The sequence below is a fragment of the Pseudoalteromonas luteoviolacea NCIMB 1942 genome (assembly GCF_001625595.1).
GTDB classification, from domain to species: domain Bacteria; phylum Pseudomonadota; class Gammaproteobacteria; order Enterobacterales; family Alteromonadaceae; genus Pseudoalteromonas; species Pseudoalteromonas luteoviolacea_A.
In genome coordinates this window covers 42,057-59,190 of sequence record NZ_AUXT01000162.1, presented here as the reverse complement: position 1 = coordinate 59,190, position 17,134 = coordinate 42,057, and the positions used below count along the sequence as shown (strand labels likewise).

Below are 17,134 nucleotides of genomic sequence, written 5' to 3'. Positions count from 1 at the left end.
ATGTCAGAAAACAAATATAGCGAACTAGATATTGCCATTGTGGGCATGGCGGGCCGTTTCCCAGATGCCGACGATGTTGATGCGCTGTGGCAAAATGTACGAGACGGAAAGTGTGCCGTGCAAGATTTAGCGGATGCGGATCTACGCGCTGTGGGTGTTAGCGAGGAAGACTTAGCGCACCCAGATTATGTGAAACGCGGTGTGCCGTTTGCGAGCATGGCGCAGTTTGATGCGGCATTTTTTGGTTACACACCAAAAGAAGCGGCGCAACTTGACCCTCAGCAGCGGGTCTTTTTACAAACCTGTTGGCATGCGCTTGAGTATGCCGGCATCACCACCAATGGCAGTAATTTTACCGGGGTGTTTGCAGGATGCGGCGTCCCCGCCTATCTATTACAAAACCTGCTGACAGATAGCCAGCAGGATATCACTAGTTTGCTGGCGCTCACCAATGGTAATGATAAAGATTCATTGGCGACGCGTGTCAGCTACGAGCTAGACCTAACGGGTCCTGCTGTAACGGTGCAAACGGCGTGTTCAACCTCATTAGTGGCTGTGCATATGGCGTGTCGTTCTTTGCAGAACTATGAATGTGACTCGGCCCTTGCGGGTGGCGTCTGGCTCAATCTAAATAATGAGCAAGGCTATCATGCGCCAGCGGGTGGTAGCTTGTCTCCCTCAGGGCAGTTGAGTGCGTTTGGTGAGCAGGCCGATGGGATTTTGATTGGCAGTGGCAGCGCCGCGGTGGTGTTAAAACGTGTAGAAGATGCTATTGAAGAAGGCGATCATATTCTTGCGGTGATCAAAGGCTCTGCTATCAACAACGATGGTAAAGAAAAAGTCGGTTACACGGCACCGAGTGTCACAGGTCAGGCGGGCGCTATTGAGGCGGCTCTTGAGTTTGCTGACATTGAACCGAGCTCTGTGGGGTATATTGAAACGCATGGTACGGGCACAACGCTTGGCGATCCCATTGAAATCGCGGCATTGAGCCGAGCATATGGGGAGTGCGACAACCAGCAAATCGCCATTGGTTCAATTAAGGCCAATATTGGTCACTTGGACTCGGCAGCGGGTGTTACTGGGCTTATCAAAGCTGTTCAAGCATTGCGCCACAAAACGCTACCGCCAAGTTTGCACAGCACCCCCGTAAACAGCAAAATCGACTTTGCGAACAGCCCATTTTACGTAAATACTGAACTTAAGCCTTGGCAAAGTGACACTGTGCGCCGCGCAGCAGTAAGCTCATTAGGTATGGGTGGCACAAATGCCCATGTCATCTTAGAAGAGTACGTAGCACCTAAGGTGGAATATAGTCATGTCGCACCTTGGCACATTTTACCCCTGTCGGGCAGTGGTCAAGCTGCGTTGGAAGCACAGCGTCAGGCATTGGCTATCAAACTACAACAATCACCAGCGCAATTATCATTGATTGCTGCACAGCTGCAACATAGCCGTACAGCGCAAGCAATTCGTCACGCGGTGGTGGTCGATAGTGCTGAGCAGGCACAGCAACTTCTGGTGCGAGATGTCAGTGGTGACAAAGCAACCAACCATAAAATTGGTTTGATGTTTTCAGGTCAAGGGTCGCAATACGTGACGATGGCACAACCGCTGTTGAAACACGTGCCGGCATTTAAGGCTCACTTTGAGGAGGTGACTGCGTTATTCAACGGTGAACTACAAGATGAGCTACGTCGAGTATTTACCCCAAATGATGATGAATTATTGGCTGCTAACCAGTTGCTTGGTCAAACTCGATTGACTCAACCAGCCCTCTTTGTGGTGGCATATACCATGGCGAAGTGCTACCAGAGTCACGGTGTTCATATTGAGGCGATGCTAGGACACAGTATTGGTGAATACGTGGCGGCATGTTTGAGTGGGGTGATGAGTTTAGATACAGCTGTTAAGCTGGTCACCGCACGTGGTGAAGCGCTGCAAAAAATGGCGCCAGGCGCCATGCTTTCGGTTATGAGCGATGCACAAAGCCTGACGCCGTACTTAAACGAGCAATTAGATATCGCAGCGTGCAACAGTCCAAGTAATACGGTGGTTGCAGGTACCAAAGAGGCGATTAAAGCCCTACAAGGTGAACTGAAAGCAGCCGATATTAGTGTGGCACGTTTACACGTGTCTCATGCATTCCACAGCCACCTGACTGAGCCGGTGTTAAACGAATTTTCAGATATACTGGCGCGAGTGCAGTTAAGTGCGCCTAGCACACCGTTTGTGTCTAATCTAACGGGTACTTGGATCACAGCAGAGCAAGCGACGTCTACGCAATATTGGTTAGATCATATCCGCCAAGCAGTTAACTTTGTGGATGGTGTGAACACGCTGGCGCAGCGCTGTGATGTACTCGTTGAGGCAGGCCCGGGCGATACGCTGCAAAAGCTAGCTAAGCAATCTGTATCTGACACGGTGACCGTGCTCAATTCAATTGCTCACGCGCGCGACCTCAAAGCGCCAATTCCCCCGTTTGTGATGACCTTGGCGAAGCTGTGGCAGCTTGGTGTGCAAATCAAGTGGTCAGAAGTGAGCGAAGTCGCGCAGGGCGTTGAAATGGCATTCCCTGCATATCAATTTGATAAGACCGAGTTTTGGGTTGATGCCAAAACGGTGAAAGCTTCAAATACAAGTGTTAGCGAAAATACCGGCCCTGAGTTGCTTGAGCCAATTTGGCAACAACAGCCCAGTACAGTATCTTCATCTGTTGATTTACAGGGCCAAAAGGTGGTGTTATTTGCCTCGGATGCACCGCTCATAACACAACTAAGCTCAGCTCTAGTTGCAAAAGGCGCGACTGTTATCCAAGTTTGGCAGGGCGATTCATTCACTACTGTTGAGCAAAATCAGTATCGCCTAGATTGCCAAGATGCGAGCCAATTAAATATGTTACATGAGCAAGTTGACGGCTTTGCGCGTATTGTTGATTGTCGTCTATTGGATGAGCACGCCTGTGGCTATCAATTGTTGCTACCACTGTCGAAATGGTTACTAGGGCAAGGCCAAATTAATTGGACTGTAGTTGCAAGCGAGCTATTTAGCGTTTTAGGTGATGAGGTTATGTCTGCCGAAAAAGCCACGGCGCTTGGCATTACCCGTGTTGTCGGTATGGAGCAGGCAGCTATTTTCTGCCAGTTGCGCGAAGTATCAAACACGCTGCGCGACAATGGCCTGCCACAATTTGCCACGCAATTGGTGGTCGATATGGCAAATGACGCGCGCGAAATCGCCTATCGTGGCCGTCAGCGTTTTGTGCTGACCCAGCAAGCATTGCCGACAGTGGCTACGCAGGTGAGCGAGGAATCATCGTCAGCTGTGACCTTTATTACAGGTGGCTTAGGCGGTGTGGGTTTAGTACTTGCTAAGCTTTTGGCAGCTCAAGGTCATGCTTTGGTGTTACAAACCCGTAGCGCGCTGCCTGCAAGCGAGCAGTGGGCTGCATTGATTGCGGATGAGCACTGTGACGCTAAATTGGTGAGCCAATTAAGCGCATTAAAAGCGTTGCAAGACTCTGGTGCACGTATTGCGGTGGTGCAGGCGGACGTATTAGATATTGCGAGCTTGAATGTAGCGATTAGTCACGCCGAACAATCACTGGGCAGGGTTACGCAAGTGATCCATGCAGCAGGCCTACCGGGTGGTGGTATGTTGGCGCAGCTCACCGCAGAGCAAGCGACGCAGAGCATGGCTGCTAAGACTCGAGGGACTGATAACCTCTTGGCAGCATTTAAATCCCATCAACTGGAGCGCATGATCCTATGCTCGTCATTGGCTTCGGTCCTTGGCGCACTTGGCCAAAGTGATTACTGTGCGGCCAACAGTTATTTAGATGCGGTGGCAGCGCAGCCACAGCCTTTCTTGGTGCAGTCGGTTAACTGGGATGCGTGGGCAAACATAGGTATGGCAGCAGGGCATAGTGTGGGGGAAGAGTTTGGTATTGATGAAGCCGCAGCACACACTTTACTCGCAGGTATTGGTCAGTCTCAAGCGCCGCAGTTGTACGCAGCAAGTTTGCCTTGGCAAGCTCGTGCAGACAAAGTTGCTGAGCTAACTGAGCGCTTGATGCAGGCCAAAGCTCCGGCACCAAAAGGTCACAAGCGACCCGAGCTAGGCACAGAGTTTGAAGCGCCAGAGAGTGAGCTAGAGTTACAGTTGGCTGCAATTTGGAGTGAATTTTTGGGCTTTGATGAAATCGGTATTTTCGATAACTTGTTTGAGCTCGGTGGTGATTCACTGATTGCAATTCAAATGTTGGCAAAAGTGAAGCAGCAGTTCACAGTTGAAGTTGAACCGGCTACCTTCTTTGAAGATCCTAATCTAGATAATCTTACCTTCTTAATCGAAGAGCAGTTACTTAACGAGTAACTTTGCCATATCTAACCTACCACTGAATTTTTTGGAGGCCATTGTGGCCTCCTGCTTTATTTTTTTCATTTCCCAACGTCTAGCTGGCATCAAGGGCAAATTTACCAACACATCAAAATAACAAGCGATGTACAAAACTCAGTCATAAAGCTAGTTTAAGTGATTTAAAACAATAGCTTACACTTATATGAGTGGTGTGGTTTTATGTCTGTCAGTAGGTAAATAGCGCCAAGAATTGCGATGTGGTGAAACGGGGATGTAAGTTGAAACCCGTATCACCCAGTCAACCAGATTAGCAGTGCATAATAATCGAGATCCAGGTGGAATCAGCATGAGCGAGCAAAAGCGCAGAAGAAGACGCGAGCGCGGTGGCGCATTAACTGAAGAACAACAGCTAAAACTTAAAGCCAAATTGGTCGATAGTCAGGCCAGAGCGCAACAAAATCAGTTGGATGTGCGTCAAGATAGAATGGCCAAAGTGCCTTTAACGCCCGCCCAACTACGTCTGTGGACCGCGTGGCAATTGGACCCACAAGATAGCGTCTATAACTTAGCGGGTACGCTGACGTTTCAGGGGCAATTGAATAAGGCGTGGGTGCAAGCTGGCTTTGCGCACTTGGTTGCCAAACACGGGATCTTGAATAGTCGTTTTAGTGAAGATGCTGGCATCACCGTGCAGCAATTGCAAAACGACAATGCATTTACCTTTATTGATATTCCAACGCAAAGCGATATAGCGCAGCAGGCGTTTGAGATTGCAGACAAACCCTTTGATTTAACGGCCGAGCCTCTGCTACGCGTAGCCTTGTTAGAAGCACAGGGCGAATGCACCTTGCTGGTGGTGATGCACCATATCGTTACCGATGGCACTTCGATGCAGCAGCTATTTAATGAGTTTATTCAAGCATATGCATTGCTGCAATCCCAGCAAGATTTACCCGAAGTTGAAACCAAAGCAGACTATTTGGACCATGCGTTATGGCTGGCCAAGCAAGACCAATCGGAGTTATTGGCCAAGCAGTTAACGGATTGGCAAGGGGCGCTTGGGGACGATTTTGAGCCACTACGTCTTCCTGCAAATAGCTTGGCAAGACAAGGGGGTAACTACCCGATTAGCACGCACTCCTTGGCTTTGCCAAATTCATTGTGGCAACAAGTGCAAGGGCTGACAAAACAGCACCAAGTGACGCCATATTTGGTGCTGCTCAGTGCCTTTCAGTACCTTCTGCATCGCTATAGTGATCAAAGTGATGTGAAGGTCGGGGTACCTATTGCCAATCGCCACCATGCACAAACCCATGGTCTCATCGGCTTTTTTATTAATACTCAAGTAGTACGATTAGAAGTTGCGCCAGAAGACAATTTTGTCTCATTGCTGGAAAAAGCCAAATCGTTTTCACAATTTGCACAGGCTAATCAAGACTTGCCGTTTGAACACCTTTTGGATGTCATTAAGCCTGAGCGCAGCACCGGAAGTCACCCGCTTTTTCAGGTCATGTTTAACTACTTAAAACGTGACAAGGGTGCTATGGATGCATTGCAAGGCGTGTCACTCAAAGACACCCAAGCACTGCGCTTTTCGATGCCTTTTGACCTGCAATTAGATGTGATTGAGGAAGTTACGAGTGATACAACGTTACACCTGTACTACGCCAACACACTTTACAGTCAAGCCTTTGCCAAGCACTGTTTAGATGAACTCGCTGCATTATTATCTGCGGTTGTCAGCAACCCACACTCTCCATTGCAATACTTGGATTGGTATCCGCAGCAGCGCCAGCAGTGCCTTGAAGCATTCTCAAAAGGCGTAGATGCATTTCCTTGGCAACGCTCTATTGCCGATATCATCAGTGAACAGGCTAAGCAAACACCGCAGCACAACGCACTGATATTTGCTGGTGAGCACCTGAGCTACGGGGAGTTTGAACTACGCACCAATCAGTTGGCCAATTGGCTGATAGCACAAGGCGTTGGGGCTGAAGACCAAGTCGGGGTGTATTTCGACCGTAGTTTCGAAATGGTGATAGCGTTAATCGGCGTGATGAAAAGTGGCGCAGCGTATGTGCCCCTTGACCCTCATTTACCGGCCGACCGGGTTGAGTATATCGCGCAAAATAGCACCTTCAAACTGGTGCTGGGCAATCGCGAAAATAACGCGTTTTCAGTGCCTTATTATGTGTGGTCAACGCTTGAAACCACGCTAGCTGGGCAAAATGATGATTACCCAAATGTGACTATTTTGCCTGCGCAGGCGGCGTATGTGATTTATACCTCGGGCTCGACCGGTAAACCCAAGGGCGTGGTGAATAACCACCACGCTCTATATAACCGCATTAGCTGGCAGGACCAAGCCTACCCAATTGGCGCAACAGATCGTGTTCTGCAAAAAACACCGTATGGGTTTGATGTGTCTGTTTGGGAGTTTTTCTGGCCATTGATGCGCGGTGCAACCTTAGTCGTAGCGGAGCCTGAGATCCACAAAGAGCCTCGTGAACTGGCCTCGCTTATTCAGGCCCAGCAAGTGACCTTACTGCACTTTGTGCCCTCGATGTTGCAGGCTTTTATCAGTGAACCAATGGCGCAGCAATGTGACAGTATTAAACACATTATTTGTAGCGGTGAAGCACTGCCTGCGGCCCTTCAAGCGGACACCTTGAAGTTGCTACCAGAGCTTGAAATTCACAACCTATATGGCCCGACAGAAGCCGCCATCGACGTCAGCTATTACGAATGTGATGGCCGCGCCGACAACGCGGTTCCTATCGGCAAACCGATTGCAGGCTGCGAGTTGTGGGTGCTTGATCAACAGTTAAACCTCAGCCCAATTGGTGCTGTGGGTGAGTTATACATTGGCGGAATAGGCCTCGCCCGCGGTTATGCTAACCGCCCAGATCTCAGTGCCGAGCGTTTTGTAGCCAACCCATTTGCCAATGACGGCAGTCGCTTGTATCGCAGCGGAGACTTGGTGCGTTGGAGTGAATTGGGCGAGCTTGAATATCTAGGGAGAACCGACCATCAGGTAAAGATCCGAGGCTTACGTATTGAGCTGGGCGAAATCGAAACCCAATTATTTTCCCAGCCGGGCGTGAAAGAAGCGGTGGTTGTGGCCATCACTGGGCCCAATGGTGGCGCGCGTTTGGCCGCGTATGTGAGTGGCGAGTCATTAGATGAAAGCCAGTTGCAACAAGGGCTCATTGATACACTGCCGGATTACATGGTACCGAGTGCCATTATGGTACTGGATGTATTACCGCTGAGCAGCAATGGTAAAGTGGACCGCAAAGCCCTGCCAGCCCCGAGTCTGCAAACTCAGACTGCCTATCAAGCACCTCAGGGCGAGCGTGAAGAACTGCTGTGTCAAACTTGGCAGCAGGTACTTGGTCAAAGCCCAATTGGCCGTGATGATAACTTTTTTGCCTTAGGTGGCGACTCCATTCTGAGCTTACAAATTGTTGCAGCGATGCGCCAGCATGGTTTTGTCCTCAGTGCGAAGCTGGTATTTGAAGCGCCAACAATTGCGCAATTGGCCAATGAACTCAATGAATTAAGGGAAGAAGATAAGATCCCACAAATTGTCAGTGGCGAAGTCCCCTTGTTACCAATTCAGCAAACTTATTTTGCAAGACAGCCCAAACAAGTTAATCACTGGAACCAAGCCATTCGCTTAACGCCACCAGCCACCATAGGTTTAGCGGCGCTAACAGAGAGTGTGCAAGCACTTATTGAGCATCATGATGGATTGAGACTGCAATATCAGCAGCAGGGCGAGTGGCTGCAATCTTATCGCGACTATGACGAAGCGGATTACCGTGAAGTGGTGTGGTATCAATCAACCACAGAGCAAGATTTCGACCGTTACTGTCTGCAATTGGCGGAGCAGGCACAAGCGAGTTTAAACATTATGCGTGGTGATTCACTACGCGTTGTATACGTTCACAGTGATACTCGTCAGCAGTTGATTTTAATTGCCCATCACCTTGTCATTGATGGGGTGTCTTGGCGTATCTTGGTGGATGACTTATTGCAAGGTATTGAGCAGGCTGCATCTGGTAAAGAGGTCGCGTTTGCACCAAAGAGCCACAGCTATCAATACTGGTCGCAGCAATTACAAACTTACCCCACTGCCCACGAGGACGAATTTGCAATTTGGCAGTCGCAGCATAGCGACGCGATAGACTTACCGAACTTTGTTGCTGATGGCGATGACACCATGCACAGTGTACAAACGCTGAATATCACGCTCAGCGAGTCACATACTCAGGCATTGTTAACTCAGGCTCAGCGCCCTTACCGAACACAAATCGACGAGCTGTTATTGGCGGGGTTAAGTGTGGCCTTGAAGCAATGGACCGGTGCCGATGAAGCGCAGGTATTTCTTGAAGGGCATGGTCGTGAGCCGTGGCAGTCGCAACTAGATTTAAGCCGTACAATAGGCTGGTTTACGGCGCTGTATCCCGTTAAATTGGCCAGCTTCGCGAATATTGCAGAGACGATTATTCATACCAAAGAGCGTTTGCGTGCTCTGCCAAATAAAGGCATTGGTTACGGTGCTTTTAAGTGCTTTGGCAATGAGGCGCAAAAGCAAGCGCTGCATAGCGCGCGCAAACCGCAAATTGAATTTAATTACTTAGGTCAGCTTGATGCCAATGGCAATACGCAGCTGGCTGAGTGGCAAATGAGTACTGAGGGTGTGGGCCGTAGCATAGCCCCTGAAAACGCACTCAGTGCAGACATTGCCATCAATGGGGGAATTCAAAACGGCCAGTTGCAATTGGCCGTGACTTACAGCTGTGCATGCCTGTTACAGGCCGATATGGCCGAGTTCGCCCACTTGCTTGAACAGGCGTTTGGCCGGGTAATCGAGCATTGCCTCGATGCCAACGTGCGCTTAACCCCTGCCGATGTGCCATTGCTGGCGCTGTCTCAAGCAGAGCTGGATGCACTCCCCATTTCACAGCAGGGAGTTTCCAGTATTTATCCTCTTTCACCCATGCAGCAAGGCATGATGTTCCACTCCATGGTGGAACAAAGTGCAGCGTATCTCAATCAGCTTAGATTGGATATTAGCAGCCTTGATGTGATGCGCTTTAAAGCCGCTTGGAAACAGGTTGTTGAGCGCCATGACGCATTGCGCAGCGGCTTTATTTCGGCGGCTAAGCAGCCTTTACAGTATGTGGTAGAAGGCCATCAAGTTGCATTTACAGAGCTTGATTGGCAAGCAGAACCTGCACAATCGACACATACCCTTGCCAAATCAATACTTGATAAAGGTTTTGCAGTCACAGAGCAAGTTGGGCTGATGTCTTTCACCTTAGTTCAGCAAGCGCCAGCGCAGCATCATTTTATTTGGACCTATCACCATATGCTGCTAGATGGTTGGAGCAGCACGGCGGTGTTGGCCGAAGTTATGGCAGCTTATCAAGCGCAAACATTACCGTCACCTGGTGGTCAGTTTAAAGATTACTTGGGGTATTTAGCGAACCAAGATGACGCCGCGGGAGGCAGCTACTGGCAAAGCCGCCTTGAGCTACTGAGTGATGCCTCATATTTAACTCAGTTGCAAGTGCGCGGTCGTTTGGATGAGTCACTGGGCTATGCGCAGCATACGTTGCAATTAAGCGAGCAACAAGCCGCGCAATTACAAAGCTTTGCACAACAGCAACAGATCACCGTTAATACTGTTTTACAAGGTGCTTGGTCGTTGCTTTTGGGTCGAATGCTGAACAAATCAGCAGTTTGCTTTGGCGCGACGACGTCTGGCCGCCCTGCCGACTTGGTTGGTAGTGACCGTACGGTGGGTCTATTTATCAATACCTTACCGGTGATCAGCACGCTAGACAATGCGCTCTCGGTGGGGCAATGGCTCAAAGCCCGCCAACAAGACAGCATGGCAAGCCGAGAGTTTGAACACACACCTTTGTATCAAATTCAAAAACTAGCTGAAGGGCAGGTGGACTTCAACCAGCAAGGCTTGTTTGACAGTTTACTGATTTTCGAAAACTACCCAATCTCTGAGACTTTGGGTGCGTCTGAATTGGGCGGCGCACGTTTTAATTTGGTTGAGAACCGCGAAGAAACCAATTATCCGCTGACCGTTTTTGTCGAGACGGCACAAGGTCTAACGATTAATTTTGCTTATCAGAGCTGGCAATTAAGCGCTGAGTTGGTGGCGAAATTTGCTAATAATTTAGGGTTCTTACTAGATACATTACAGGCGCAAGTGGACAATTCGCTTGGTGAAGTTCAGTTGTTGGATGAGCGTGCGCAAGATGTACTAGGCAAGCTGGGTAAGGGGCGCAGTGAAGCGCTGCCTGATCTAGATGCATTGGCCCTATTTGAAGTGCAGGTACAGCAATTGCCACATGCGATAGCTGTGCGCAATGAGCAAGGCGAAGCACTTAGTTATGGTGAGTTGAACCGCCGTGCGAATCAATTGGCACAGGCACTCATTGAAATGGGGGTTGATAGCGAAATGCCCGTGGCCGTGAGCATGACACGCGGCTTTGATATGATTGTGGCAATGTTAGCCATCGGTAAAGCGGGCGGCGTTTACGTCCCAATTGCTTTGGAGCTGCCTGACGCGCGTCGCGATTATATCTGTGAGCACAGCGGAGCAACGCTTGTCTTGACCAATACAGCAGCAACGTTTGGCAATGCCGTAAGATGTTTAAATGTTTCTGAAATTGCACTAGACAATTACGCAGACAGTACGCCAATCAAAGCGCGTCATCATGCACAACTGGTGTATACCCTGTATACCTCTGGGTCTACCGGCTTACCCAAAGGCGTTGCGATAAGTCATGGCAACTTACTCAATTTCTTGTTGGGAATGAGGCAGCAATTGGGATTAAGTGAGGCGGTGAATGCGCTCGCACTCACCTCATTGTCGTTTGATATTTCTGGACTAGAAATTTACTTGCCGTTGATCAGCGGTGGTGCTGTGACCGTCGCAAACAATGCTACGACGCTCACACCTGAATTATTAGCACAGCAAGACTTACTGCAAGCTACCCCTGCGGGTTGGCGCAGTCTGTTAGCGCTCAACCTACTGACCGACGTGGCTGGCAAGCTGGCGCTGTGTGGCGGCGAAGCGCTGCCTGCGGAACTCGTGACTGATTTAACCGCAACGGGTGTTGAACTTTGGAATATGTACGGGCCAACCGAAACGACCATTTGGTCGAGTTGTTACCGTGTTGAGCAATCACCAGTGCACCTTGGCGCTGCGACGTTAAATACGCAGTTGTATGTGCTTGATAACCAGCTAAACCTATGCCCACAAGGTGTCGCTGGGGAACTTTACATTGCGGGCGCCGGCTTAGCTCGCGGCTATTTAGCGCGACCTGAGCTCAGTGCCGAGCGCTTTGTGGCCAATCCGTTTGCAACGGATGGTAGCCGTTTATATCGCACCGGAGACTTAGTGCGTTGGAATGAACACGGTCAGCTTGAGTACTTAGGCCGCACCGACCATCAGGTGAAGATCCGTGGTTATCGTATTGAGCTCGGTGACATTGAGGCGCAGCTCTATCGCTGTGACGGCGTAGTTGAAGCCGTGGTTGTGGATGACAACAGCACTGGCAGCACACAATTGGTTGGCTATGTGTCGGGCTTAGAACTTAATGGTGACGAACTAAAAAGCCACATTGCGCAGTGGCTCCCTGACTACATGGTGCCAGCACTTGTCATCGCACTTGACAACATGCCACACAATAGCAATGGCAAGATTGACCGCAAAGCGCTGCCAAAACCGCAGTGGCAAGCTGTCCAAGCATATGAGGCGCCAATAACTGAGACTGAATTGCGCCTCGCGGCAATTTGGCAGTCGGTACTGGGGGCAGAAAAAGTCGGCCGTCGTGATAACTTCTTTGCCCTTGGGGGGGATTCAATCAAAGCATTGAGTGTCGCCAGTCAAGGTCAGAGCGCAGGGTTAAACTTTGAAATTGCGCAGCTATTCAGCACCGAGGACCTTGCGCAATTGGCATCAATGATTGACGGCAACAGCGCAACTAATCGGTTACCGCTGGTACGTGATGCTGAGACTTATACTGGATTATCGTTTGCCGAACAACGCCAGTGGTTCTTATGGAAGCTCTCGCCGCAGAGCAGCGCGTACCATATTAAGGGCGCGTTGATGTTGGATGGGCAACTCAATACCAGCGCATTGCAAAGCGCATTGGATTACGTCCAAAACAGCCATGATGCACTGCGCACTGTGTATGTGGAAGACCAAGATGCACAGGTATCTCAGTATATTGCCACTGAAGGTGCGTGTATTTATCAGGTGTTTGACGCGTCTCAAGGCGCAGATAGCCGCACTTGGCGAGCAAACTTTGTCGCTCAGCCGTTTGTGTTGACTCAGGGCAACCTGTTTAGAGTGGGGCTTATAAAATACAGTGACATGCGTCATGAGCTGGTGGTAGTAATGCACCATATTATCTCTGATGCGTGGTCATTACAGATTATTATTAACGATTTTGCCAAGGCATATGGTCAAGCACAGGCGGGCGCGTTGCACTTGCCTGACACAGCAACAATACGTTATAGCGATTATGCCAGGTGGCAACGCGCATGGTTGAATGACGAGGTGAAAGCCCAGCAACTAGCATATTGGCATGGCGTCATTGGGGATGACTTATCAGCACTGCGTCTGCCCAGTGATTTAAACTCTGTACAAAGTGCCTATCAAGCAGTAACGGAGCAAGTGCAGCTTGATACGCAGTTAAAAGCGGCTTTAGTGGACTATGCTAAAGCTAATAATACCAGCCTATTCAATGTCTTGATGTCAGCGCTCAAGGTATTACTGCATCGCTACAGTGGCCAGTCTACGATCCGCGTTGGGATGCCGATTGCCAATCGTCACACTGTGGGCACTGAATCTTTAGTGGGTTTCTTTGTTAATACTCAAGTGATCACCACTGAAATAAGCGGTGATACACTGCTGAGCGAGGTGCTTGCGCAAGTCAAAACCCATATGTTAGGCGCACAAGCGCACCAAGACTTGCCATTTGAGCAGCTGTTAGACAGCCTGAATCTAGACCGAGACCTAGCACAGCCACTGTTCCAAGTGATGATTAACCATCAACGTGTGGACGGCGATGCCTTGCTTACATTACCAGCGCTGGATGTGAGCCCTGTGACCATTGACGCCAGCGAAGCGCAGTTTGAATTAGTACTTAACTGTTATGAAAACAATGATGGCCTTACTAACATTGAGTTTGAATTTGCCAAAGAGCGCTTCAGTAAGGCGCGTCGTGTAGAGCTGGCAAGCGCGCTTAACACACTACTCACCGCTTTGGTTGGTTCACAACCCCAGCGCGTTGCAGACTTGCAGTTGATCCCTGATGCAGAGCAAGCGCAATTACATGCTTTAGGTCAGGGCCAAGCACATGCACCCGCGCCGTTAGTGATAGAGCGGCTGCGCGATATTGCAACGCAGTACACACGACACACGGCTTTGAAATTTGCAGATACTGAGTTGAATTACCAGCAATTAGCAGAGCAGAGCGACCGTTTGGCACATTATCTTTGTGCACAGCAACACAAAGTGGTTGCTGTGCGCTTCGAGCGTGGCACTGAGATGGTGGTTGCCGCGCTGGCGGTGTTGAAATCTGGTGCGACCTATGTGCCGATTGACCCGAGCCTGCCAATTGAACGTCAGCAGTATATCGTTCAGCAAAGTGCCGCAAGTTTGATGCTCAGTGATGACACAAGCACCCAGCTGCAAGGTGCATATATTCAGTGTCTGGAGAGCGGCTTGGTTGCTGACTATCCTGCCACCCCAATAAATCAAGTGATTCAACCTCAGCAGCTGGCGTATATGATCTTTACTTCTGGTTCGACGGGGTTACCAAAAGGGGTTGCCGTGTCTCATCAAGCCTTGGCAGATCATTGCTACGCTATGCAGCAGACCTACCAATATCAGAGTCAAGATCATGCGTTGTTATTCGCTTCTATGGGCTTTGATGCAGCGCTTGAACAGTTGCTTATGCCGCTACTATGCGGTGCACAACTGAGTGTGGTTGATCCTAAGGCTCTGAGTCCCGATGCGCTGGTTGACTACGCAGCCACAGCGGGCGTTACTGTTGTGGATCTGCCGCCTGCGTATTTACGTCATGTTTCAACGTTGGGATCGGTGCGTTTATGTATTGTTGGCGGTGAAGGCTGGCACCGAGGGGACTTTAAGTTAGCACAGCAGAGCCTACCTCAGGCACAGTTTGTCAATGCTTATGGTCCCACCGAAGCGGTAGTAACACCAACGCTGTGGATAGGAGATGCACAGTCGCAAGTGGCAGGTCGCTACGTTCCGATCGGTTTACCTATGGGTAACCGTCAAGTTTACGTATTGGACAACGCCCTTAACCTGCTTCCAAAAGGTGCGACAGGTGAGCTGTATATCGGCGGCAGTTGTCTTGCAGCGGGTTATATTGGCCAGCCAGAATTAACCGCTGAACGTTTTGTGGCCAACCCGTTTGGTGATCAAGGCGGGCGTTTGTATCGCACCGGTGACTTAGTACGCTGGAATGAGGATGAACAATTAGAATATCTTAGCCGTGTGGATGATCAGATCAAAATACGTGGCCATCGTATTGAGTTGGGAGAAATCGAAGCGCAGCTCAGCGCACTTGCGGGCGTAGAGCAAGCCATTGTCGTGGTTCAAAGCGCCAAGGAACAGCCTGTTTTAGTTGCCTATGCGGTTACCGTACACACAGCGAATGAGTTGCAAGCGCAACTGCGTGAAACCTTACCTGATTACATGATACCGCAAGCCATTGAAATCATGGCACAGCTACCACTTAACCAAAATGGTAAGGTGGACCGTAAGCGTTTACCTGACGTGAACTTAGCGGATAACGCCAGCGGTTATGTTGCACCGCAAGGCGAATTAGAGCAGCAAATCGCGCACGTGTGGCAGTCATTGTTGCATGTTGAGCAGGTGGGGCGTCACGATAACTTTTTTGCCCTTGGTGGTGATTCGATAACAGCACTGCGCTTGGTGTCGCGCTTCAATGAGCTCGGCGAGTACGGCATCGAAGTGAAAGATATCTTCAGTGCCCAAGATTTAGCAGCTCTGGCTCAGTGTGTATCAGAGTCCTCGCAAGGCGTTAAACGATTGGCGTTGTCACGCGTTGAGCGTACCGCGCTGATGCAGGTATCTCCCGCGCAACAAAGCTTATGGCTGACGGATAGACTCAGCACCAATGAAGCCGATAAAGCTGCTTACAATATTGCGGGGGCGGTTGAACTGAGCGGCGAGTTGGATGTGATTGCCCTTGAGCAGGCATTCAATGCGTTGCTTACGCGTCATGAGATTTTACGCTCGCGATTTGTGGATGTTGAGGGCGAGCCTCGCGTTGAAGTGCTTGAGAACCTGACCTTTAAATTGGCTGTTGAGCCGATAGACAATACGCTGTTGGCGCAGCATCTACGCAACGAGTTTGAGCAACAGCACTTTGACTTAAGCGCCGCGCCACTCATGCGCGCCAAGGTATTGCAGCTGGGTGAGCAACACTATCAATTGTTGGTTAGCATGCATCATATCATCAGCGATGGCTGGTCGATTGCCAATCTCGTTCAAGAGCTGGGTGTATTCTATGCTGAGCGGCTTGGAGATAGCAGTCTAGCCGCTAAGTTAACGCCGTTGGAAGTTCAGTATGCAGACTACGCAAGCTGGCAAACTGCGCGCTTGGCGTCGCCAGAAGGCGCGCACAACAAGGTATTTTGGCAACAGCAGCTACAAGCTGCTCCGCCGGTTAGTGTTTTACCGCTGCACTTGCCGCGTCCAGATAAACCGAGCAGTCAAGGTGAGCAGGTGGTGTTTGATATCGCGCCAGAACTCAGCGCGCAATTGCGAGCATTGAGCGAAGCGCATCACCTGTCGTTATTTGCCTTGTTGAAAGCCAGTTATATGGCGTTTTTAAGCCAGCAAACGGGGCAGCAAGACTTAGTGGTAGGCACTGATTTAGCGGGTCGTGAAGAGGCTGCTTTGGAACCGTTGATTGGTTTCTTTATTAAGGTATTACCTGTTCGTATTATGCTAAAAACCGACGACAGCTTTATTAGCCTTGCACAACAGGTTCAACAGCAACTGTTAGCAGTTCAAGATCATCAACTTCTGACGCTAGAGAATATTGCGCAAGTGGCAGATACTCCGCGTCAAAACGGCGTGTCGCCGATTTTCCAGCAGCTATTTGTAATGCAAAATACGCCGCAACCGCGCTGGCCTGTTGAGGGGATTGAAATCAGTGAATTGCCGAGCGAAGGGGTAACTAGTAAATTCGACTCTGCCATTTTTATTGAGCCAACGGCGCAAGGTTTGAGTGGCAACATGGTGTTCAAACGTGAGCTCTATGTGAAAGATAAGATGCAGGCGACTCTCACAGAGTGGCTTGGTTTGTTAGCAACCTTGGCGTCTCAGCCTGAACAAGCACTGCCAAAACCCAAACGCAGTGGTGGCATGAAAAAACGTAAAATGGCGAAATTTGGTAAGTTGAAAAAATAGTATTTCGCCTAGTGCCGTCAACCCAAAAGCCAAGTTGTGTTAATGCACTTGGCTTTTGTTATTTAACCAGCCTTGATTTTGATCAACAAAATACTTATCAGCCATGGGATTGGCAGAAACTTACGGGTTTTCCTTAAAAAAACTAGGGCTTTGCTCGTCATTAAGACACATCCCTAGGTTGTGGGCAAAATAGCCTCATTTAATGCATTTTTTAGGACGCCTTATGCGTCAATGTTATTGGCACCAAACCTTGAGGGACATGCA

2 protein-coding genes are annotated in these 17,134 nt (G+C 49.7%); both read left to right on the top strand.

Annotated features, from left to right (window positions below; genetic code table 11):
- Positions 1-4,374 (top strand): type I polyketide synthase, encoded by a 4,374-nt coding sequence (locus N482_RS12305; protein ID WP_063377316.1) that lies wholly within the window; start codon positions 1-3, stop codon positions 4,372-4,374.
- A gap of 331 nt (positions 4,375-4,705) precedes the next feature.
- Entirely contained in the window at positions 4,706-16,870 is a 12,165-nt protein-coding gene (locus tag N482_RS12300) for a non-ribosomal peptide synthetase (protein WP_063377315.1), read from the top strand.
- Positions 16,871-17,134: the final 264 nt, after the last annotated feature.

Excerpts from the sequence above, each read along its gene's own strand:
- N482_RS12305 (WP_063377316.1), top strand. The coding sequence starts at position 1 with ATGTCAGAAAACAAATATAGCGAACTAGATATTGCCATTGTGGGCATG.
- N482_RS12300 (WP_063377315.1), top strand. The coding sequence starts at position 4,706 with ATGAGCGAGCAAAAGCGCAGAAGAAGACGCGAGCGCGGTGGCGCATTA.